We start from the raw sequence: 21,530 nt of genomic DNA, 5'->3' as shown, positions 1-21,530 counted from the left end.
CTGCATAACCTATTGAACGTGAACGACTTTTCTGAAGATTTTCAGGAAGTGCATGTCATTCGAGTGCGATAGCCCTGCTGTGCGAGGGCAGTACCCGTCATGCCCAAGGTCAACAAAATTGCACCAACAAGTTTCGTTTTGCTCATGATCTGCTCCTTGTATGAACCGTAGGAAAATCATCGGGAAAAACTTTCTACACCACCCGTGCACCGGGATCGCGCAATCATAGTCATCCTCGGGCCACGGGGTGATCCGAATTCCGCAAATCTGTTGCCGTCGTCACAGAAACGGCAACACCGCTGCGCACCGAAACTGTCACACAAGACGTTGAGGGACATGGCGCGCTCCAGATGATGTCAAGTAATGGCATAGGCTGCCTGCCACTAAACCGACTACCTGTGCGCCTGGAGGCACGTTCCCGCCGCCTCGACGAACCCCACTTGATTCGACCAGTCGGTTCAGGAACCTGCCCCGTACGCACGGACACGACCGAAGCTCTTCCGGGGCAGAGGTTCCGGTTCGCAGAATGTCAGGCGAGCGACAGGTTTTCGTCGCATTGATCCGGATCACGACGCGCCGCGCGACTCGTAGTACTGGGCGATGGCAGGAATCGCGGCGATCCGGTCGTTGAAGGCCGCAAGCTTCGGCGCCACGGTCTCGACCAGGTCGGCTGGAATGTGGTCGAGCTTGCCGGAGCCAAGCCAGCGCAGGATGACGAAGGCCTTGAGGTCGGCGACGGTCAGGCGATGGTCGGCAAAGAACTCGCCGCCGTGGCTTTCGAGTTGGTTCTGCAGCCAGCACAGATACCGCGGCAATACTTCGGCCGTCAGGCCCTCGCGGGCGTGCTTCAGCGCATCGCCAGTCAATCCGAAGGTCGCCCCGATCTTGGTGTTGATGTCTTCCAGGGCACCCATCACTTCGTCGCAGAACAAGGCCTGAAGGTGGTCTTCGGGGTAAAGCCCGGCCAGCTTTCCGGCATAGCGCGTAATTGCGTCGCTCTGGGTGACTTGCACGTCATTGACGTGCAGCGTCGGCACCTGGCCCAGCGGTGTGGTCTTGCGCACCTCGGCAAAATCACCGAACGCAAAACGCTCGTCCTCGAACGGAATACCGCCGAGGCGCAGAGCCAGGCGTGCGGGCTCTGCCCGTCCGCCGGAGACGTCGAAATAGGTAAGCTTGAGTTTGTCCATGGGTCCTTGTCCTGCCAGCGTGCGGCGTTGTGGCTCGGGGAGTCTTGCGATCAGGGCAGCGCAAAGCGGGTACTGCAGGACATACGTATAGGCTACGCAGCGGGGGCATGCAAGGGCATGCCGCTGTCGCAGCCGGCCCACGATCAACCCACCAGCGCCACCAGCTTTGCACGCACTTCTGCCAGCTCGGCGGCGCTGATGCGGCCCTTCAGCTTGGCGCGTCGCGCCCGCCAGTCGAGGCTCTTGACCTGATCCGCAAGTACGGCGCTGTCGGTGTCGCCGGCAATGCGCACCTCGAACGAATAGCCCTTGATCTGCGTGGTCATGGAACAGCACAGCATCAAGCCCGTCTTGCCGTTGTAGGCCGCGGGACTCAGCACCAGCGCGGGTCGATGTCCCGCCTGTTCGTGACCTGTCTGCGGGTCGAACTGCAGCCAGACGATGTCTCCGGCATCCGGCACAAAGGCACGCGGCATCACCAGATCTCGTTGCCGATCGCCGGACCCGTGCCCACCTCGGCGTGCAGGTTGTCGGCGGTGATGCCGGCGAGCAGGACATCCAGGTCGTAACGCTTGTGCGCCAACGGTTCGATGATGATGCGGCCGTCTTCCTCGCGCACATCGACTGGGGCGTCGAGCTTCAGATGTGCCGCCTCCATGATGGCGGCGGGGATACGAACAGCCGCGCTGTTGCCCCATTTCTTCACGGTGAGTTGCATGTTGCCTGCTCCAAAATAGATCTACATTGTTGATACTTTATTCCAGCAAATGTGCGTGATTCTGCAGATCGCGCTCACGCTGCTCGACCCGGCGCTGGTAGCTGGCCTGGTTCTTGGTACAACGCAGCTCGTACGGGCGGGTGTGGCGGAGGGTCTCGGTGTCGACATCGCAGGCATCGCGCCGGATGGAGTCCTCGACATGGCTGCGCTGCGCCTCGGCCGCCTTCAAGACCCACTGCTTGCGCTTCGGGTCGGCCAGAAAGTGGGCGAGCTGGAGGCAGTTCGGGCAGCGGCAGCGAACCTGGCTGGGACGTGAGAAGTCTGCGGGCGGCTGCAGCGGCTCGGCGATGCGCCGGGCCAGGTGATTGCGGCATGCGCCCCTCAATTCGCGGATCGGCGGCCAGGACCGTTGCGCTTCGGTCGCCGCGACCAGCGCCAAGGCGGCAGGGACGAGAACCGGGTCCGCTGGAAAGACGTCCGGATTGGCAAGGACATCAGCAACCAGGCGATGAGCGACACCATCCGCCTGCAGGGCGAAGCTCGCCTGCAGCAGATCGACGACCAGCGCGGACGTCGGTCGCACCTGTCTGGATGCACCGCGGGCAACCGCCGCCGGCTGCCCGGGCAGCGCGGCGATCAAGTCCGCCGCCGCCTGCTGCAAGGCAGCGGTGGCCGCGGCATCGTGCGTCGCACCAAGGGCCTCGCTGATCATGCGCAGCAGCTCGGCACAGGCCGCGGGATCGCGCGCGGCATTGGCGGTGACGATGCGGTGCACCGTGTCGGCAGCCTCGAGCGGCGACAGCAGCGTAAGGGCGGAGACGAGCCCGGCGTTGTCGCCTTGTTGGTAGTCAGCGCCGACAGTCACCTTATCGATGAAGGCCAGGAGGGCTTCACGGTCCTCCAGCCCTCGGACCGCTTCGAGAAAGCGGACTGCGGATTCGCTCGCCCGCTCCCAGGGCTGCCGCTCGGACCAGTTGCGGACGATAAGGCCGGCAAGCTCGTGCGCCTGATGCCACAAGTCGGCCATCGCCTGCTGCTCTGAACCGCCCTGCTGCCAGCGCCGCACCAGATCGGCCAGCGAGGGCAAGGACACATCACGCCCGGCCGCCACGATCAGGGCCAGCCGGCGTTCGCTCGGCCACAGCACCAGCGCCGCGCGGCGATAGCTGCGCTCGAAGGTAGCGCCGGCATTGCCGGTGGCCTCGAAGAACTGCACCTCGTCCGGCTCGGCATCGGCGAACACCTCGGGCGGACACAGCTCGTCCTCGGTGAAGGGCAAGCGCTGGAGCACGGCACGGGAATCGTCCGGCGCGCGCAGGCCAGTCAGCACGAGCCGGCGCTCGAAGACCTCGCCCATCTCGAACTCTTCGCTGTCGCTGTCAGGGTAGTGGTGGCGACTGCGGCGGTAATAGACCTCCTCTGCGCTACCCGTTTCCTCGATATTGACCAGCGCCAGGCTCAGGTCACACTGCGCTTTCTGCGCGGCTTTCACCAAGAGTGCGCCGACCGCGGCATCGGCGTTCTTCAGCGTCCCGAATCCGATCTCGGCCGCGGTATAGACGTGCTCGAGCGGATAGATCAGCTTCGCCGGCACCTGCGCCGATCCAGCCGCCAGCTCGCACCGCCATTGCGCGAGCAGCGCAGCGACCTGGTCGACCTCGGCGTCGTAGGCCGGTGGCTGCAGACGCTTACCGCGCCCCGGCCGGACCAGGTTGTAGATCAGCGCCAGGCGGCAGCCGGCGGTGATCGGCCGAACCTCGTGCCAGCAGTCGGCGTAGAAGGCCGCAAAGGCGACCTCGGCGGCGTCCTCGCTGTTGAGCGCGAGACACACCTCGCGCCCCTGATGGCGGATCAGCAGCTCGCCGCCGGCGTACTCCGAGGGCAGCACGACGACCAGGGTGGCGAACATGCCAGGCAGCTTCTCGGTGTCGCGATGGCCGAGGAAGAAGCTGCCCTCGTCATACACCAGCATCTTGTACAGCTCCGCGCTGACCGGACCCTGTACGCCGAGACCCTCGGCGCAGCGCGACACGATGGCCTGCAGGTTTACCGCCCAGTGCCGGCCGCCAATTTGGACGTGACCTGCGTCGATCTGCCAGGTGCGTCGCACCTCGCTATCGACCAGGGTGTCGGGGCCACGCCCATAAGGGGCCCGCTCGGCGACCGCAGCCAGTGCCACCGCCTGCTGGGGCAGCAGGGGTAAGGCGACCGTGCCGACGCCGTCGACGCTGATGCGCGGCGCGAAGATCTCCTGTCGCCCCGAGAAATAGAAATCACCCGGTCGCTGCACCGTAGCCAGAATCTCGGCCAGCGTTTGGTTGATGCCTGGCATGGAGCGGATTTCCTCTGTGCTTTTGGACGGAGGCGAAGTCTGGCATGTGATCAGATTTGCCGCCTGCCTGATCACCTCGATTGACACCAATGCGGCCCGCCTCGCGGCGTCTGGCGCCCTCTCACCAAGGAAGCGCCGGAGCCCTTCGAGCATGATCCATTGCAATGTGCGGCCAGGTGCTGGACACGACTTTCCAGCGCGTCGTCGATCTTGAGGGACGTTGCCATATCAGGACGCCGGCACCGCCTCCCGCACATGCCGCTTCGCCACTCCGCGGAGCATGGCGCCGAACACGAAGGTCGCCACCAGCGTCGCAAGCACGCAGCCTTGCCAGAAGCCGGCCACCGAGGGCGCATCGATGCGCCAGGGGGCATGGAAGCTCAGCCAGTAGCCGCCGGCCAGGCCGATGCCCCAGAAGCAGAAGGTATGCACCACCATCGGCAGCAGGGTGACCTTGTAGCCGCGCAGCGCATGCGCGGCCACCGTCTGCAGGGCGTCGAAGGCCTGGTAGAGCAGCAGCCAGACGACCAGCCCGAGCGCCACCGCCTGCACCGCCGGGTCGGTGGTCGAGAAGGCCACCAGCGGCCTCTGCAACGCCCACAGCAGCGCACCGATCAGCAGCGCAAAGCCGAGCGCGAGCTTCATGCCCAGCCGCGCGGTGCGCTGGGCGCGCTGCCAGTCCTGGGCGCCGGCGGACTGGCCGACCAGCACCATGGTGGCAATCGACAGCGACAAGGGCAGCATGTAGATCATGCCGGTGAAGTTGGCGATGACGCGGTGGCCGGCCACGGTCTCGGTACCGAGGCGGGCGGCGAGGATGGCGATCAGGGTGAAGGAGCTGATGTCGATGAAGGTGGACAGGCCCATCGGCAGGCCGAGGCGCAGCAGCTGCCCCAGCGGCTTGCGCTGCGGCCGCTGCCAGGCGTGAAACAGCCGGTAGGGCCGGTAGCCGGGGTTCAGGACCAGATAGGCGAGGCCGCAGGCGCAGGCGAGCCAGTTGACGATCGCGGTCGACAGCCCGCAGCCCATGCCGCCCAGCGGGGCGAGGCCGAAGGCGCCGTTGGTCAGCGCCCAGGCCAGCGGGATGTGGGTGGACATGACGATGGCGCTGATCACCATCAGCACCCGCGGCCGGCCGACGGCGTTGTTGAAGGCGTAGAAGGTGCGGTACAGCAGCAGCGCCGGCAGGCCGAGCGCGGTGGCGGCGAGGTAGTCGCTGGCCTTGGCGGCGACGGCGGGCGGCACGCTGGCCAGCTCGAGCAGCCAGCCGGGGCTGAGCATCAGGGCCACACCGGGCACGGCGAGCAGCAGCGCGAGCCAGAAGCCCTGCTGCAGCGCCGGCGCGATCGCCTCCTGGCGGCGCGCGCCGACGTGGTGGGCGATGGTCGGCGCCACCGCCTGCAGCGTGCCGGTGAGCAGCATCACCACCGAGATGTAGTAGCTGCTGCCGATGGCCACGCCGGCGAGGTCTTCGGTGCCGTATCGGCCGGCAATCACGGTATCGGCCACCATCATCGTCATCGACAGCAGCTGGGCGATCAGCACCGGCCAGGCGTGGTGCAGGAGCTGGGCGACGATGGCACGGCTGCTGGAGGCAGGAGGGGAGGCAGCGGGATCGCTCATGCTCGGGGCGGACGGAGGGCGGTCGCCGATGATCGCCGTTTGCCGGCCAGGGATAAAGAGGGCGGGCGCGATCAGATCGTTGTTGTTTGACGAACAATGCACGCCGAATCGCGTCCGCCTGGATTCGCCATGCGCGCGCGGCACGGGCCGCGTCCGCTCAATCCTTGGGCCGCGCTACAGCAGCCATTGCGGCCGCAGCAGCATCACCAGCCCGAGCGCCAGCATCACCGCACCCGACAGCAGCTTGAGCCGGCGCCCGCCGCGCTCATCGAGCTTGCCGCTGCCCAGCGCCAGCACCGCGGCGCCGACCATCAGCGCATCGTCAGCGATGTAGGCGAGGATGTAGAGGCCGAGGTAGGCGTAGTGCGCGAGCGGTGACAGCTCATGCTGGGTCAGCACCGCGGTATAGATCGCAGGCAGGCCGGCGGTGCACAGCAGCTCGACGAAATTGACCACCACCGCCAGTACTGCCACCGCGGCGAGCGAGGCGGGCAGGGATTCGGCCTTCAGGATCGCGCGCGCCCGCGCGTAGAGGCCGGGCTTGGCCGCCTCCGGGATGGACAGAGACAGCCCGCGGCGGAAGGCGAAGAAGTCCTTGACGTTGATGAAGCCGATCAGCATCGCCAGCCCGGCCAGCCCCACGCGCAGCGCCTCGGTCATGCCGACGAAGAGGAACACGTTGAGCCAGGCCGCCATGAAGGCGTAATACACGGCGCCACTGGCCAACACGAAGGTGCCCGCCACCAGGACCATGCGTCGGCGGTCCTTGAGCCGTACCAGCAAGGACAGCAGGAACAGCAGCACCCACATCGCGCAGGGGTTGAAGCCGTCGAGCAGGCCGAGCGCCAGCGTAAACAGTGGCAGGCCGAGCTCGCTCGCCCGCAGCGTGCCGAACAGGCCTGACTCGACCGTGCCGGGCGGCGCCTGCGGCGCGGCCTCGTCGAGCAGGCGCAGCAGCTCGGCGCCGACGTGCTCGCCATCGTCGAAACCGACCAGCACCTGCGCGCCGAAGACGAAGGTGGGCACGCCGGGTGGCCAGGCACCGGCCTGGCGGCTGATCTCGATCAGGGCATCACGTGCGGCGGGGTCGCGGTCCACCTCGCGATAGACGATCGCCAGTCCGGGCCGCTGCACGGCCAGTTCGGCCAGGAAACGCTTGGCATCGGCGCAGTGCGGGCAGCCGTCGCGCACGAACACTTCGAGCACGCCGACCGCGGCGGCCGTATCGCCCGGCGCATCCGCTGCGGCAAGCACTCGCGCGGGCACACCGACGGCAGCCAGCAGCAGGCCGCACAGCAGCAGGCGCACCAGGATCGCGTAAGGCATGCTCGCCCTGCTTTCCCGGATGTCTGGCTTAGCGCGTGGCCTCACCCTCGGCGGAGCTTGCCGGGCTGCGTTCCTCGACGGGTGCCGGCGGCTGCTCGGCGGCATCGCCGGCGGCCTCCGTCTTCGGGCGCACGCTTTCGATCGCGCCCTTGCCCACTTCCTTCAGGCGTTGCGCCGCATCACGGGTGGCCTCGGCGATCCGCTGTGCGGCCTGTTCGGCGGCTTCCTTGGCATCGCGTACGGTCTCATCGCTGCCGGCCGCCGCCTCGATGCCTTCGCGGACCTTTTCTTCGGTGGTTTCGACGACGGCCTGCACGGCGGCCGCACCCGCTTCACTGAACTTCTTGGCGGCTTCGCCCGCCTTGCCGGCCGCCTCGCGCGCCGCCTCGACCGCCTCGCGGCTCGCCTCCTTGGCATCCTGCCGCGATTGCTCGGCGGCGGGCGGTGTGTCGGCCGTCTTCGGCGCCTCCTGTACAGGCTCGGGCGAGCAGGCCGCAAGCAGGCTCAGGGCAAGGACGGACAGCAGGGCAGGCAGGGCTTTCATGGTGGTCGGCACAGGGATGGGCAGTGGAGGGGTGTAGCCGTGAGGTTACGGAATCCGACGGGGAAAACAATGGACGGATTCCACACTGCAACATCCGGAAAGCAAATGGGCCCTTGCGGGCCCATTCGTGCTGTACAGAGAACGCGCGGTGCTTACTTGACGCGGTTCTTGTACTCGTCGGTGCGGGTATCGATCTCGATCTTGTCACCGATCTCGACGAAGGCGGGAACCTGCAGCTCGAAGCCGGTGTTGATCTTGGCCGGCTTCATGACCTTGCCCGAGGTGTCGCCCTTGACGGCGGGCTCGGTGTAGATGACTTCGCGCACGACACTGTTGGGCAGCTCGACCGAGATCGCCTTGCCGTTGTAGAACACCACCTCGCACTGCAGGCCGTCTTCGAGGTACTTGAGCGCATCGGTCATGTTGTCGGCTTCGACTTCGTACTGCTCGTAGTCGGCATCCATGAACACGTACATCGGGTCGGCAAAGTAGGAGTAGGTGACTTCCTTGTGATCGAGCACGACCACCTCGAACTTGTCGTCCGCCTTGTAGACCGACTCCGACGGCGCGCCGGTGAGCAGGTTCTTGAACTTCATCTTGACGACGGCGGCGTTGCGGCCGGACTTGTTGTATTCGGCCTTCTGCACCACCAGCGGGTCGCTGCCGACCATGATGACGTTGCCGGAGCGGAGTTCCTGAGCGGTTTTCATGCTGTTTCCTGAATGATCCGACGCGGCTCGTGGCCGCATGTCCTTGAAAAAATTAGCGCGCGATTCTACCCCGGGGCGCCCTTGATGTGGAAACAGAATTCTGTCAAGCGGCTCACGAGATCGGGTTGAGCGGCCTGCCCTTCGCACCACCGCTGCGCATGCGCATCGAGCGCCGGCAGTACGGCAGCCAGGCGTGACCAGGCCTCGCCCAGGCCGGGTCCGTCGCTATCGAAGCCGTTCCAGGCCCGCCAGAAGCCGGCGAGGGCGTCGGTCTCGGCGACGGGCCAGCCGGCACAGTAGCGCGCGAGGAAGGCCTCGAGCTTGTCGCGATGCGCATCCTCGGCCTGCGGGTAGATCTGCCATACGAAGGGGCGGCCGGCCCACTGCGCGCGAACGAAGGAGTCCTCGCCGCGCACGAAGTTGAGTGCGCAACTCCACAGCAGCTCGTCGTATCCCGCCTGATCGGAGAATGGCAGCGCGAAGACGCTGAGCCGACCGCGCGTCACCGACTCCCCCGCCTGCAGGCCCTTCAGGCCGAGCGCCTGCGCCACATCGCCCAGCACGCGCGACTCCGGCACCAGCAGGGCGACCGCCCGCGGACCCGCCTGCCAGGCCGCGAGCAACTCGCCGAGCGCAGGCTGCGCGTAGGCGAACAGCGAGATGAACAAGGTGTCGTCGGGGAGGCGGTCGAGACCACGGGCTGCAAGCCAGGCTCGCCGTCCGGCGGGCGTGGCGACGAAGGTGTCGCGCTGCACGAGCAGGTCCGGCTCGCGCAGCAACCCGCCACTGGCGGCATCGAAACCCGGAAAGAAGAAATGCTTCACCAGCGGCAGCCGGGGATGCGGTGAGGCGAGGCCATGACAGCCCGCCACCCAGTCTTCGGCCGACAGATACTCCAGGTTGATCCACACCGGCTTCACCGCCAGTCGGGTCATCGCCTGCAGGTGGGCGTCGGGCAGCTCGCAGGCGAAGGCCTCGATGACGACCTCGCCCGGCGTGAGCATGGGAAAGGGCTCGACCCAGTGGCGCAGCTCCACGCCCTCGACAAGCAGGCCGTGCTCGCGATCGCCGTCCGCGGCGGACGGACAGATCCGGCACAGCACGGCCCAGTCATCGACCCAGAGGCGGACCGGCGCGCCCTCGCGCCGCGCCAGATCGCACGCCAGCCGCCAGCAGACGCCGATATCCCCAAAGTTATCCACAACCTGGCAGAAGATCTCCCAGGCGGGACGGGTGTGAAGGGCAGCGGGGACCATGCGCGTGAACAATCCTGAGGGTAATTGCGGGAAGGCTTGTGAATAAGGCTGCCCAGCACGAATGGGCGCGAATGCATGAACAAAACAGCCACACGCCACCAAGGGGCTTATCAACCCCTTGTTAGACCGCGGAAAGCCTTGCAAGCAAAGGGCGTAGCTGATTTATCCACAGATTTTCGGTCACTGTTAACTTCTTTGTTGTTTAAATCAATATAAAAACATCAGAACAAACCGACGTCCGCGATCCGCCCCCTGCCGAGCCATCGCTGCCCCAAGCGCAGCGGCAAGATCGACAGGGCAAGCACCACCGCTTGCGGTTAGAATCGGCAGCACAACGCTCAAGGCATAAGAAGCGAACCCTCATCTGCGGACCGCAGGCATGCGGCGCGGTCCACCGTACGTGCTTTAAGGGGACTCGAACGTGTCACCACGTCTGGCCATTCCTGTGCTGCTCGCCGTGCTCTGCGCCAACGCGCAGGCGGCCGACGGCAACGGCAAGGACACTGCATCAGCCGAAACGCCCGAGCAGGAAATCGGCATCCTCGATACAAGTCGCGAACAGGTGCGCGGTTTTTCCGTGTGGCTCGGAGAAACCGTCAACGACTGGTTTGGCGACCGTCCCTTCGAGGATGGGGGCCGCGTCACCCATGGGCGTCTCGGGCTGCGCACGCTGTGGCGGCAGGACGATGGCTTCGATACCAACGTGCGCTTTCGCGCCCGCTTCGATCTGCCGAACCTGAAGGACCGCGCCTATGTGTTCGTCGGACGGCAGAACGAGCGCGAGCTGGTTTCCGACCAATCGGAAGCCTTCACCCGGGAACAGTTGCTGCTCGAAAACCAGCGCAGCGAACAAACCGGTTTCGCCGGCCTGGGCGTGGGCTTCCGCGAGAACCTCGACTTTCGCGTCGGTGTGCGTGGCGGGCTGAAGGTGTTCACCCAGGTGCGCTACCGCAAGCAGTGGCAATTGAGCGCACAGGATCGGATCGAGTTTCGCGAAACGATTTTCTGGACGAACAAGGACAAGTTCGGCTCAACCACCGCTTTCGATTACGAACATGCCTTTACGCCGGTGCTCTCTCTGCAGTGGCAGAACGCGGCCACGATCACCGAGAAGACCGATGATTTCGCCTGGGGCAGCAGTCTCGGGCTGTTCCGCCGCTTCGGCGACGACCGCATGCTGTCCGGCGAGATGGTCGTCACCGGCGAGACCGGCGCCAAGGAAAACGTCGATGAATACGGCGTGCGCATGAAGTGGGTCCAGCCCGTCTATCGCGACTGGCTGATCGGCGAGTTCATCGTCGGCCACTACTGGCCGCAGCGTGAGGAACGCGAGCGCGAACGCTCGTGGGCGCTCGGCCTGAATCTGGAAATGCGCTTCTGATGCATCCGAGCCCACGGGCGGCGGCGGCGCAGTCCGTGGGGGACGGTGTCCTCAGGCGTAATCGGCAAGCTGTTGCAGGTCGGCCGACTCCAGCCAGCGCCATTGTCCGGGCGCCAGTGCCGGATCCAGCGTCAGCCCGCCGACGCGGCTGCGATGCAAGGCCTCGACCCGGTTGCCGGCGGCGCCGACCATGCGCTTGACCTGGTGGTACTTGCCCTCGCAGAGCGTCATCAGCAAGGTCGTCGGGCTGGTCAGCTCACAGGCGGTGGCAGCAATCGGCGCGGGCTCGTCGTGCAGTTCGACCCCCGCCACCAGCTTCGCGGCAAAAGTCTCGTCGACCGGGTGCTTCAGCGTCACCTCATAGAGCTTGGGCGTGCGCTTCTTGCCCGAACTCCACTGGTGGATGAACTGCCCGTCGTCCGACAGCAGCAGCAGGCCGGTGGTGTCCTGATCCAGCCTGCCGATGCATTGCACGCCGCGTGCGAGCAGTTGCGGCGGCAGCAGCGTGAACACCGAGGGATGAAAGGTCGGCTTCTGCGAGCATTCGTAGCCGCTCGGCTTGTGGAGCATGACATAGGCGCGGGCGCGGAAACGCCAGACTTCGTCGCCGACACTGAACGCCAGTCCCGGCGAACCATCGAGGCTGCCAGGGTCAAAATCGGCATAAGGATCTTCACAGGGGGTGCCGGCGACGCTGACATGGCCGGCGCGGATGAGGCTACGGCATTCCTTGCGGCTGCCGAAGCCCTGAGCGTGGAGGATGCGTTCGAGTTGCATGGGCTGCATGGTATCCCGGCTGGGGGTGCGAGCGGGTAAACTGCCGGCTTGCCCCTGCCGGTCGCGTGCCGTGCCGCGGGCGCCCAGGAGATGCACGTGAAGTTCGAACACCTGATCGAGGTCAACGACCTCAACAACCCCCTCCAGGACCCGCTGACGCGCGAAGAACTGTGGTTCGGGCTGTTGTGCCGGGCCGAGGATGCGCGCGCCTTCCTGCCCGGCCTGGAGGCCTGCCACATCATCGAGCGCAGCGACGACCTGCTCGTGCGCGACCTGGATTTCGGCTCGGCGGTGATCCGCGACCGCGTCACCTTCGAGGTCCTGCATTGGATCCGCTTCGAGTCCGAGGCCAATGCCGACCATGCCGGCGGCAGCCTGACGATCAGCATCGAGGAGCCCCAACCGGGTGCCCTCTTCCTGCGTTTCCGCTATCACACCACCTTGCCCGAAGGCGGTGATGACGCCCGCTATGCCGAGTTCGTGCGTTCCGCCTATCACCAGTCCGACGTCGATACGGTGCGCGTGATCCGCATGATCGCCGAATCCGGCGGACTGGCGCAGTAAGCCTTCCCTCGTTTCACGCGGGCGCCGACCCGCAGCCTTTGCGGCCGAGGCCATGGCGCCCCGGCCGGCAGGCGCACCAGATTGCCCTTCACCAACAGGAAACCTCCCTCATGTGGTTCAAGAATCTGCAGATCTATCGTTTGCCCGCCAACTGGGACATGAGCGCCGAGCGCCTCGAGGCGCAGCTCGCCAAAAAGCCCTTTCACCCCTGCGGCAGCCAGGACATGGAAAGCCGCGGCTGGCTGTCGCCGCTGGGCAATGAGCAGCTCGTGCATGCCGTCGGCGACCAGTGGCTGGTGTGCCTGGGCTTCGAGCACCGCCTGCTGCCGTCCGCGGTGGTCAAGCAGGAGGCCGATGAACGCGCCGAGGAACTGGCCGAGCAGCAGGGCTACAAGCTCGGCCGCAAGCAGATGAAGGAGTTGCGCGAGCAGGTCACGCAGGAGCTGCTGCCGCGCGCCTTCACCCGGCGGCGGCGCATGTTCGCCTGGATCGATCCAGTCCATGGCTGGCTGGTGGTCGACGCCGCCAGCCAGAGCAAGGCCGAGGACATGCTCGAGCAAATGCGCCACACCCTTGACAGCTTCCCGCTCACGCTGCTGCGCACCGAGCTGTCACCGATGTCGGCGATGGCCGACTGGCTGGCCGGTGGCGAGGCGCCAGCCGGCTTCACCATCGACCAGGACTGCGAACTGCGTTCGGTGAGCGAGGACAAGGCCGCGGTGCGCTATGTGCGCCACACGCTCGAAGGTGAAGAGGTCAAGGGCCATCTGGAAGCCGGCAAGCTGCCGACCCGGTTGGCGCTGACCTTCGATGACCGTGTCAGCTTCGTGCTGACCGAGAAGCTCGAGATCAAGCGGGTGGACTTCCTCGACGTCGTGCGCGACCAGATCGACGGCGAGAAGGAGGATGCAGAGGCCTTGTTCAACGCCGAGTTCGCGCTGATGACCTGCGAGCTGACGCACCTGCTGCCGGCCGTCGTGCAGGCGCTGGGGGGCGAGATCGCCATGACGCCGGTGGAATCGAAAGTGGAGGCCAGTCTGGCACCGTCCTCGTTTGCGACGGCAACGACCCACGTGGCGGCGGACGATCCGCCTTTCTGATGTTGTCCTGAAGTCCGTTTCGACGAAGCGCCAGGCTCACATGGCGCTTCCTTCTTTGGTGTACAGAGGTTTTATATATTTAAAAGACTGTAAACATGGTGTACCGCGCGTTTCTGTGGAAAAGTGACTTTAGTAGATCAAAAACAATGGCTTGCATGATGTAGAAGAGTCTGGATAAGGCGCCTCGAAGCGCGGGACGGTTTGTTGATGGAAATCGTCCTCGGCGCTGAATCAGACCTTATCCACAATCCTGCCTGCTCCGGATCACAGCTTGTCCACCTCTTCGGCAAGCACGCCGGGCATGACGCCCGGCGGAACAGGGTGCAGAATCGCGCTTTGCTGATCGAAACAATCCACCGAAGGGATCACCATGAAGACCAAGTACGGGAACAGGGCGCGCACTGTGCTGGCAGCGCTGGCATTGTCCGCGGCGGCGAGTGCCGCGATGGCGCAGGATTTCATCACCAGCAAGGCCGAGGTCGAGCAGCTGCTCGGCGGTGCGACCCTGATCGGCGTCTATCTGCGTACCGAAACGGCCTACACGCTGAAGTTCGGCACCGATGGCACGCTGACCGACACCACCGGCGCCAAGGCACGCTGGTGGGTGGATGACGAAGCCCGCTACTGCCGCGAATGGCTCGACGGCAAGCTCAAGGGCAACACCGGCTGCATGAACGTCGAACTCGCGGACGGGCAGATTGCGCTCTACTCCGAGGGTAAGAAGGTGGTCGAGGGCATCCTCACTGGCAAATGAACGGCAAGCGAGTGACAACCGAGCATGCGCCTGCTGATCGTCTATTCGACCATCGACGGTCACACGCTCGAGATCTGCGAGCGCATCGCGCAGCTTGCACGTGAGGCGGGGCACGAGGCCGAGCTCGCCGAGGTCGAGCACGTGCCGGTCGAGCGGCTCGAGGCCTGTGACCGTATCGTGATCGGCGCCAGCATCCGCTACGGCCGTCACCGGCCCGCGGTGAGCACCTTCATCGACCGCCACCAGGCCGCGCTGGAGGCGCGGCCCAACGCCTTCTTCTCGGTCAATGCGGTGGGCCGCAAGCCGCACAAACGCCAGCCCGACACGAACCCTTACGTGCGCAAGTTCCTGCGCCAGATTCGCTGGAAGCCGCAGCAGGTCGAGGTGTTCGGCGGCAAGGTCGACTATCCGCGCTACGGCTTTTTCGAGCGCCACATGATCCGCCTGATCATGTGGATCACCGGCGGCCCCACCGACCCGCGCTCGGTCACCGACTTCACCGACTGGGCGCAGGTCGAGGCCTTTGCGCGGCGCGTCATGGCCTGATCAGCCCAGCACTTCCCCGTGCTCGCGGGTGGCGTGGAAGGTGACCTTGGGCCACTTCTCGGCGGTCACTTCCAGGTTGTAGCGGCTGGTGGCCAGATACACCGGGTTGCCGTCGATGTCCTTGCCCAGGCGCAGCGCCTGCTCGCGCTCGAAGTTGCGCCGCGTCACGTCGTCGGGGAAGGTCAGCCAGCGCGCGGTATGGATGTCGGCAGGCTCGAAGATGGCGTCGACCTTGTACTCGTCCTTGAGACGCTGGGCGACGATCTCGAACTGCAGCACGCCGACTGCGCCGAGCAGCATCTGACCGCCTTCGAGCTCGAAGACCTGGATCGCGCCTTCTTCGCCCAGCTCCTGCAGCCCTTTCTGCAACTGCTTGGACTTGAGCGGATCGCGCAGGCGCGCGGCGCGGAACATTTCCGGCGAGAAATACGGGATGCCCTTGAAGCCAAGGTTCTCGCCCTCGGTCAGGGTGTCGCCGATCTGCAGCTGGCCGTGGTTGTGGATGCCGACGATGTCGCCGGCCACGCCGTCCTCCATGATCACGCGCTCGTTGGCCATGAAGGTGAGCACGTTGGCGAGCTTCATGTCACGCCCGGCGCGCACGTGGCGCACCTTCATGCCGGCGCTGTAGCGCCCCGAGCAGATGCGGAAGAAGGCGATGCGGTCGCGATGCTTGGGGTCCATGTTGGCCTGGATCTTGAACACGAAGCCGGTGAAGGCGGGCTCGGCCGGCTGCACCATGCGCGTGCCGGCGTCGCGCGCCTGCGGCGGCGGCGCCCAGTCGATCAGCGACTGCAGGATCTCCTGCACGCCGAAGTTGTTGATACCGGAGCCGAAGAACACCGGGGTCTGCTGGCCGGCGAGGAAGGCGTCGAGGTCGAAGGGCGGCGAGGCGCCGTCGATGAGTTCGACGTCGTCGCGCAGCTGGCCGATCTCGAGTGGGTAGCGCTTGTCGAGCTCGGGGTTGTCCAGGCCCTTGATGATCTCGCCGTCGCTGCGCCGTTCCTCGCCTGGGGTGAAGGTCAGCACCTGTTGCTGCAGCAGGTGATAGACGCCGCGGAAGGCCTTGCCCATGCCGAGCGGCCAGGTCACCGGCGCGCAGGTGATCTTGAGCACGTCCTCGATCTCGGCGAGCAGCTCGAAGGGCTCGCGCACCTCGCGGTCGAGCTTGTTGACGAAGGTGATGATCGGCGTGTTGCGCAGGCGGCAGACGTTGAGCAGCTTGATGGTCTGCGCTTCCACCCCCTTGGCGGCGTCGATGACCATCACCGCGGCATCCACTGCCGTGAGCACGCGGTAGGTGTCTTCCGAGAAGTCCTCGTGGCCCGGGGTGTCGAGCAGGTTGATGGTGTGGCCCTGGTACTCGAACTGCATCACCGAGCTGGTCACCGAGATGCCGCGCTGCTTTTCCACCTCCATCCAGTCCGAGGTGGCGTGGCGGGCGGACTTGCGCGCCTTGACGGTGCCGGCGAGCTGGATCGCGCCGCCGAACAGCAGCAGCTTCTCGGTCAGCGTGGTCTTGCCCGCGTCGGGGTGGGAGATGATGGCGAAGGTGCGGCGCTTTTCGACGTCGCGCAGCAGTTCGGGTGGGTAGGGAGCGGTGGTCATCAGGGTTCGCCGGCAAAAAGAAAACCGCCTGCGCAAGGGTGGGCACGGCGGGACAGGCGCGATTCTATCAAGGAATCAGGGGCTTCCGAGGCACCACCGGCGGTGGCGGTGAGGAGGCGGATGTGGGGCTCGCGCATCTCGCCACAGGCACAAAAACGGGGCACGAGGACCCCGAAAGGTCGCCGTGCCCCGAATGAGGAGAGCGGAAAAGAGAGGGCGAGTGTGCCTTGGCGCGCGCTGCCCGCTTCGGTCAGCGCTGCTTGCCGACCTGGTCGCCGATGACGCCGCCGATCGCTGCGCCACCCACGGTGCCCAGAACGCCGCCATCGGTGACGACTGCGCCGGCTACGCCGCCCACGCCCGCGCCGATCGCGGCGCTCTTTTCACGCGAGGACATGCCTTCCCAGGTTGCACAGCCGGTGGCGGCGAAAGCGAGCATCAGGGCGGGAATCAGGGTCCGGGTATTCATGGTGAGCTCCTTGTGCTTGTTGGTGCGCAGGGCAAAGGGTCGCTGACCTGCCGTTGGGATGTGTGGATTATGAGTGCCGGATGCGCGCCGGGATCCCGGCCGGGCGTTTCCAATTGTTTCCCGTCACCCGGCCCGGGTGTGTGCTCGATTCACTCCATGCGCAGGCAAGCGGGGAGATTCCGTCGCCGCTGCCGGCGCGGCGGCTTGCCGGGCGCCGATTACATCCGGATGCAGGATTCAGCGCCCGAGCATGTCCTGCGGCCGAAGCCAGGCGTCCAGTTGCTCGGCGGTGGTGAAGCCGAGCGCAAGGGCGGCGGCACGCAGTGTCGTGCCCTCGGCCCACGCCTTCTTGGCGATCTGCGCCGCCTTGTCGTAGCCGATGTGCGGGTTCAGCGCGGTCACCAGCATCAGGCTGCGCTCGAGGTGCTCGGCCATGCGCGCCGCGTCGGCTTCCATGCCGGCCACGCAGTGGCGCTGGAAGTTGCGGCAGCCGTCGGCGAGCAGGCGGATCGACTGCAGCAGGTTGTGCGCGATCACCGGCTTGAACACATTGAGCTGCAGGTGGCCCTGGCTGGCGGCGAAGCCGATCGTGGCGTCGTTGCCGAGGACCTGGCAGGCGAGCATCGACAGCGCCTCGCATTGGGTCGGATTGACCTTGCCGGGCATGATCGAGCTGCCCGGCTCGTTGGCCGGCAGCCTCAGCTCGGCGAGCCCGGCGCGCGGCCCGGAGCCGAGCAGGCGGAGGTCGTTGGCGAGCTTCATCAGTGCTACTGCCAGCGTCTTCAGGGCACCCGACAGGGCGACCAGCGGCTCGTGGCCGGCAAGCGCGGCGAACTTGTTCGGGGCGCTGACGAGCGGCAGGCCGGTCAGCGCCGCAAGCTCGGCCGCGATCGCGTCGCCGAAGCCGGTTGGCGCGTTGAGTCCGGTGCCGACGGCGGTGCCGCCCTGGGCCAGTTCGCACACCGCGGGCAGGGTGCTGCGGATCGCGTGCGCCGCGGCATTGAGCTGGGCGACGAAGGCCGACAGCTCCTGGCCGAAGGTGATCGGGGTCGCGTCCATCAGGTGGGTGCGCCCGGTCTTGACGAGGTCGGCATGGCGTTCGGCCTGCGCCGCGAGGCCGTTCGACAGCTCGGTGATGGCGGGCAGCAGGTCTTCATGCACCGCGCGCGCGGCGGCGATGTGCATGGCGGTCGGGAAGCAGTCGTTGGAACTCTGGCCGCGATTGACGTGGTCGTTCGGATGCACCGGCACCTTGCCGCCCCGGCCCTGGCCGGCGAGTTCGTTGGCGCGTCCGGCGATGACCTCGTTGACGTTCATGTTGCTCTGCGTGCCGCTGCCGGTCTGCCACACCACCAGCGGGAAATGGTCATCGAGCTGGCCGGCAAGGATCTCGTCGGCCGCCTGGCCGATGAGGTCGGCAAGCTCGGCGGGCAGCTCGCCGCTGCGCGCATGCACGCGTGCGGCAGCCTTCTTGACCAGCGCGAGGGCATGGACGATCGCCAGCGGCATGCGCTCGCCGCCGATCGCGAAGTTGATCAGCGAACGCTGGGTCTGCGCGCCCCAGTAGGCCTCGGCAGGGACGTCGATCGGGCCGAGGCTGTCGGTTTCGATGCGGGTCATGATGTCCTCCACGTGTGTGTCGGGTGCGCTGCGGCGGGCGGAGCTGCCGGCGCCAAGGGCGCACCGGCGGCCTCGCCGCGATTCTGCGCCTGCTCTTGTTCCGCCGCACGCCGCGCGGCAGCATGTGATGCTTTCCGCTGCCGGTCCGCCGCCATGTTCCTGCTCGACGCGTCGCTCGCCCAGTCCATCGTCGATCGGGCGATGGAGATCCTGCACACCAACGTCAACGTGATGGACGAGCGTGGCCTGATCATCGCCAGCGGCGAGCGCAGCCGCATCGGCAGCCGGCACGAGGGCGCGCTGCTGGTGCTGGCCCAGGGGCGGGCGGTGGAGATCGACGAGGTGCTGGCGGGACGGCTGCACGATGCCCGCCCCGGCATCAACCTGCCCTTGCGCGCCGAGGGCCGGGTGGTCGGCGTGGTGGGCCTGAGCGGCGCACCCGCGGCCATCGGCCAGCATGCCGAACTGGTGCGCATGGCGGCGGAGACCATGCTCGAGCAGGCACGCCTGATGCAGGTGCTCGCACGCGACCTGCGTCTGCGCGAGGAACTCGTGCTGCAGCTGATCGGTGCCGCGCCGGCCACGCCGGCGCTGGAGGACTGGGCGCGGCGGCTGCGGGTCGACCTGGGTCTGCCGCGGGTGGCGGTACTGATCGAGATCGACGCCTCCGCGCTGCCTGCAGACGCCGTGCTGGCCGAGCAGCAGCGGCTGCAGGCGCGGCTATCGACGCCCGACTCGGACCTGTTGTGGGCCGCTGTGTCCTTGCGCGAGCTGGTCGTGCTGCTGCCGCTGTCGTCCGGCTCGCCTGCGGCCGAGGGCAGGAGCGACCCGGGCCGCCTGCGTGCGCGGCTGGAGTCGCTGCGCCAGCGGCTATCCGGCGACGGCGCCGTGCGGCTGCAGCTTGCCCTCGGCGGCCATTTTGCCGGCAGCGAGGGCTTGCAGCGATCCTGGCAGTCGGCGCGGGCCACGCTGCGCGTCGGCCGCCGCCGCCAGCCTGCGGCCGACGTGCATTGCTATGCCGACCTCACGCTGGCCGTGCTGCTTGCCGGCCTCGCCGAGGGTTGGCGTGCCGACGAGCTGCAACGCCCGCTGCAGCGGCTGGCGGCGCACGATCGCGACGGACTGCTGCGACGCACGCTGGCCACCTGGTTCGCCCATGACATGAAGACGGCCGCCGCCGCGCAAGCCCTGCATGTGCATCGCAACACGCTCGACTATCGCCTGCGCCGCATTGCCGACATCACCGGGCTTGACCTCGCGCGGCTGGACGACTGCCTGCTGCTGTTCATCGGCCTCGAGCTCAATGAGGCGGGTAATTAGGCGTTGTGCACAATAAATACGGTTCGTTTTTGATGTTTATTGTATTTGTGCACCAATACACCACAGGGAAAAGCGCCTAGACTTTCACTCCACGCGGCGCGCTTCAAGGGCCGACGCGATGCCCACATCGACCGGAGACACCCAATGAAGATCGTCATCGCCCCCGATTCATACAAGGAGAGCCTGTCCGCGCTGGAAGTGGCGCAGGCGGTGGAGGCCGGCTTCCGCCAGGTCTTCCCCGATGCCGCCTACGTGCTGGTGCCGGTCGCCGATGGGGGCGAAGGCACGGTCGACGCCATGGTCGCGGCAACCGGCGGGCGGCGGGAGGCCGTCGCCGTCACGGGCCCGCTCGGTGAGCGCGTCGAGGCCTTCTACGGCCTCAGCGGCGACGGCGCGACCGCGGTGATCGAGATGGCGGCGGCGAGCGGCCTGATGCTGGTGCCGCCGGCGCAGCGCAACCCGCTGCGCACCAGCTCGCGCGGCACCGGCGAGCTGATCCGTGCCGCCCTCGATGCCGGTGCGCGCCGCTTCATCCTCGGCATCGGCGGCAGCGCCACCAACGATGGTGGTGCGGGCATGGTGCAGGCGCTGGGCGCCCGCCTGCTCGACGCCGAGGGCCGGGATGTCGACGGCAGCGGTGGCGATCTCGCCCGCGTCGAGCGCATCGACGTCTCCGGGCTCGACGCGCGCCTGGCCGAATGTCGCATCGAGGTCGCCTGCGACGTGGACAATCCGCTCACCGGCGCACGCGGCGCCTCTGCCGTATTCGGCCCGCAGAAGGGCGCCACACCGGAGATGGTGCAGACGCTGGATGCCAACCTCGCCCGCCTCGCCCGCCTCATCGAGCGCGACCTCGGCGTGGCGGTCGATCAGGTGCCCGGCGCCGGCGCGGCCGGCGGCATGGGCGCGGCGATGCTGGCCTTCTTCGGCGCGACGCTCAAGCCCGGCATCGAGATCGTCACCGCCGCGGTCGATCTCGAGCGCCATGTGCGCGACGCCGACCTGGTGATCACCGGCGAGGGCCGCATCGACTTCCAGACCGTGCATGGCAAGACGCCGATCGGCGTCGCCCGCGTCGCCAAGCGCCATGGCAAGCCGGTGATCGGCATCGCCGGCTCGCTCGGCGCAAAGGTCGGCGTGGTGCACGAGCACGGCATCGACGCGGTGTTCAGCGTGCTGAGCAAGCCGTGCTCGCTGGACGAGGCCTTGCGCGATGCCGCCGCCAACGTCGAGCTGACCGCACGCAACGTGGCGGCGATGCTGCGCATCGGGGCGGCGGGCGGCATGTGCGTTTGAGGCCGGCTCGCCGACAGTAGGCAGGAGGGTGATCCGCCCCGGCTGCAGCGCCCGGGGCGTGCCGCGTGTTCAGCAGGCGGGTTCGGGATGCTCGCCGACGCGCACGATCTTCATCGTGTTGGTGCCGCCGGTAGTGCCGATCGGTTCGCCAATCGTGAGCACGATGAGGTCGCCCCGGCTGACGATGCCGCGACGCAGCAGCAGTTGTTCCGCCTCCCAAAGAAGGCGGTCGCGGTCGCTGCTGTGCTGCTCGATCAGAAGTGGACGCACGTCGCGGTAGAGCGTCATCTGATCGTGGGCAGCCGGCTCGGGCGTCAGCGCGTAGATCGGCACGCCGGCATTGAGCCGGCTCATCCACAGCGCGGTCGAGCCGGTCTGGGTGAGCGAGGCGATCGC

Annotated in this window: 22 protein-coding genes; 7 read left to right on the top strand and 15 right to left on the bottom strand. The window is 66.8% G+C overall.

Annotated features, from left to right (window positions below; genetic code table 11):
• Positions 1–566: 566 nt before the first annotated feature.
• The 9 genes from ACMV5O_RS20170 to earP all read right to left on the bottom strand — a co-directional run bounded on the left by ACMV5O_RS20170 (position 567) and on the right by earP (position 9,699).
• Positions 567–1,190 carry a glutathione S-transferase gene (locus ACMV5O_RS20170; protein ID WP_416165135.1) on the bottom strand — a complete coding sequence of 208 codons (624 nt, stop codon included), beginning with the start codon at positions 1,188–1,190 and terminating at the stop codon, positions 567–569.
• 143 nt (positions 1,191–1,333) lie between these two features.
• A complete protein-coding gene (gene mazF, locus ACMV5O_RS20165) occupies positions 1,334–1,666 on the bottom strand; it encodes an endoribonuclease MazF (RefSeq protein WP_416165134.1) in 333 nt (110 codons plus the stop codon).
• The gene (locus tag ACMV5O_RS20160) at positions 1,666–1,908 is read right to left on the bottom strand and encodes an AbrB/MazE/SpoVT family DNA-binding domain-containing protein (RefSeq protein ID WP_416165133.1); all 243 of its coding nucleotides are present in this window, start codon (positions 1,906–1,908) and stop codon (positions 1,666–1,668) included. The genes mazF and ACMV5O_RS20160 overlap by 1 nt, the downstream gene beginning before the upstream one ends.
• Positions 1,909–1,945: 37 nt before the next feature.
• Positions 1,946–4,393 (bottom strand): 2OG-Fe(II) oxygenase, encoded by a 2,448-nt coding sequence (locus ACMV5O_RS20155; RefSeq protein ID WP_416165132.1) that lies wholly within the window; start codon positions 4,391–4,393, stop codon positions 1,946–1,948.
• A gap of 75 nt (positions 4,394–4,468) precedes the next feature.
• Positions 4,469–5,863 carry an MATE family efflux transporter gene (locus ACMV5O_RS20150; protein ID WP_416165131.1) on the bottom strand — a complete coding sequence of 465 codons (1,395 nt, stop codon included), beginning with the start codon at positions 5,861–5,863 and terminating at the stop codon, positions 4,469–4,471.
• 174 nt (positions 5,864–6,037) lie between these two features.
• Positions 6,038–7,189, bottom strand: a complete 1,152-nt coding sequence (locus tag ACMV5O_RS20145) for a glutaredoxin family protein (protein ID WP_416165130.1) — start codon at positions 7,187–7,189, stop codon at positions 6,038–6,040.
• A gap of 28 nt (positions 7,190–7,217) precedes the next feature.
• A complete protein-coding gene (locus ACMV5O_RS20140; RefSeq protein ID WP_416165129.1) occupies positions 7,218–7,733 on the bottom strand; it encodes a hypothetical protein in 516 nt (171 codons plus the stop codon).
• A 152-nt stretch (positions 7,734–7,885) separates the two neighbouring features.
• The gene (gene efp, locus ACMV5O_RS20135; protein WP_416165128.1) at positions 7,886–8,443 is read right to left on the bottom strand and encodes an elongation factor P; all 558 of its coding nucleotides are present in this window, start codon (positions 8,441–8,443) and stop codon (positions 7,886–7,888) included.
• 65 nt (positions 8,444–8,508) lie between these two features.
• Positions 8,509–9,699: an elongation factor P maturation arginine rhamnosyltransferase EarP gene (gene earP, locus ACMV5O_RS20130; RefSeq protein WP_416165127.1), complete on the bottom strand. Its 1,191-nt coding sequence runs from the start codon at positions 9,697–9,699 to the stop codon at positions 8,509–8,511.
• Positions 9,700–10,120: 421 nt separating this feature from the next.
• On the opposite strand from earP, the gene ACMV5O_RS20125 reads away from it, so the two are divergent.
• Positions 10,121–11,080 carry a hypothetical protein gene (locus tag ACMV5O_RS20125; protein ID WP_416165126.1) on the top strand — a complete coding sequence of 320 codons (960 nt, stop codon included), beginning with the start codon at positions 10,121–10,123 and terminating at the stop codon, positions 11,078–11,080.
• A gap of 51 nt (positions 11,081–11,131) precedes the next feature.
• Here ACMV5O_RS20125 and ACMV5O_RS20120 read toward each other — a convergent pair whose 3' ends face one another.
• Positions 11,132–11,866, bottom strand: a complete 735-nt coding sequence (locus ACMV5O_RS20120) for a 16S rRNA pseudouridine(516) synthase (protein ID WP_416165125.1) — start codon at positions 11,864–11,866, stop codon at positions 11,132–11,134.
• Between the two features lie 87 nt (positions 11,867–11,953).
• Between ACMV5O_RS20120 and ACMV5O_RS20115 the strand changes: the two genes are divergently transcribed.
• Positions 11,954–12,421, top strand: coding sequence for an SRPBCC family protein (locus ACMV5O_RS20115; RefSeq protein ID WP_416165124.1), 468 nt, complete (start codon positions 11,954–11,956; stop codon positions 12,419–12,421).
• Positions 12,422–12,531: 110 nt separating this feature from the next.
• The gene (locus ACMV5O_RS20110; RefSeq protein WP_416165123.1) at positions 12,532–13,521 is read left to right on the top strand and encodes a recombination-associated protein RdgC; all 990 of its coding nucleotides are present in this window, start codon (positions 12,532–12,534) and stop codon (positions 13,519–13,521) included.
• Between the two features lie 264 nt (positions 13,522–13,785).
• Here the strand turns inward: ACMV5O_RS20110 and ACMV5O_RS20105 are convergent, their stop codons facing one another.
• Positions 13,786–13,983, bottom strand: a complete 198-nt coding sequence (locus tag ACMV5O_RS20105; RefSeq protein WP_416165136.1) for a hypothetical protein — start codon at positions 13,981–13,983, stop codon at positions 13,786–13,788.
• On the opposite strand from ACMV5O_RS20105, the gene ACMV5O_RS20100 reads away from it, so the two are divergent.
• The gene (locus ACMV5O_RS20100; protein ID WP_416165122.1) at positions 13,892–14,275 is read left to right on the top strand and encodes a hypothetical protein; all 384 of its coding nucleotides are present in this window, start codon (positions 13,892–13,894) and stop codon (positions 14,273–14,275) included. The genes ACMV5O_RS20105 and ACMV5O_RS20100 overlap by 92 nt on opposite strands.
• Positions 14,276–14,299: 24 nt before the next feature.
• The gene (gene hemG / locus ACMV5O_RS20095; RefSeq protein ID WP_416165121.1) at positions 14,300–14,821 is read left to right on the top strand and encodes a menaquinone-dependent protoporphyrinogen IX dehydrogenase; all 522 of its coding nucleotides are present in this window, start codon (positions 14,300–14,302) and stop codon (positions 14,819–14,821) included.
• Here the strand turns inward: hemG and ACMV5O_RS20090 are convergent, their stop codons facing one another.
• The 3 genes from ACMV5O_RS20090 to ACMV5O_RS20080 all read right to left on the bottom strand — a co-directional run bounded on the left by ACMV5O_RS20090 (position 14,822) and on the right by ACMV5O_RS20080 (position 18,518).
• Positions 14,822–16,429: a peptide chain release factor 3 gene (locus ACMV5O_RS20090; RefSeq protein ID WP_416165120.1), complete on the bottom strand. Its 1,608-nt coding sequence runs from the start codon at positions 16,427–16,429 to the stop codon at positions 14,822–14,824.
• A 250-nt stretch (positions 16,430–16,679) separates the two neighbouring features.
• Positions 16,680–16,898 (bottom strand): glycine zipper 2TM domain-containing protein, encoded by a 219-nt coding sequence (locus ACMV5O_RS20085; RefSeq protein ID WP_416165119.1) that lies wholly within the window; start codon positions 16,896–16,898, stop codon positions 16,680–16,682.
• 237 nt (positions 16,899–17,135) lie between these two features.
• The gene (locus ACMV5O_RS20080) at positions 17,136–18,518 is read right to left on the bottom strand and encodes a class II fumarate hydratase (RefSeq protein ID WP_416165118.1); all 1,383 of its coding nucleotides are present in this window, start codon (positions 18,516–18,518) and stop codon (positions 17,136–17,138) included.
• A 153-nt stretch (positions 18,519–18,671) separates the two neighbouring features.
• Between ACMV5O_RS20080 and ACMV5O_RS20075 the strand changes: the two genes are divergently transcribed.
• The gene (locus tag ACMV5O_RS20075; protein WP_416165117.1) at positions 18,672–19,838 is read left to right on the top strand and encodes a sugar diacid recognition domain-containing protein; all 1,167 of its coding nucleotides are present in this window, start codon (positions 18,672–18,674) and stop codon (positions 19,836–19,838) included.
• A 144-nt stretch (positions 19,839–19,982) separates the two neighbouring features.
• Positions 19,983–21,134, top strand: coding sequence for a glycerate kinase (locus ACMV5O_RS20070; RefSeq protein WP_416165116.1), 1,152 nt, complete (start codon positions 19,983–19,985; stop codon positions 21,132–21,134).
• A gap of 69 nt (positions 21,135–21,203) precedes the next feature.
• On the opposite strand, the gene ACMV5O_RS20065 is transcribed toward ACMV5O_RS20070, so the two are convergent.
• The coding region (locus ACMV5O_RS20065; RefSeq protein ID WP_416165115.1) for a pyruvate kinase alpha/beta domain-containing protein at positions 21,204–21,530 on the bottom strand (327 nt) is incomplete at its 5' end.

This window comes from Thauera sp. WH-1 (genome assembly GCF_047806685.1).
GTDB lineage: Bacteria > Pseudomonadota > Gammaproteobacteria > Burkholderiales > Rhodocyclaceae > Thauera.
Note: the sequence above shows the minus strand (reverse complement) of the source record. Positions and strands in the feature narration are given on the sequence as shown.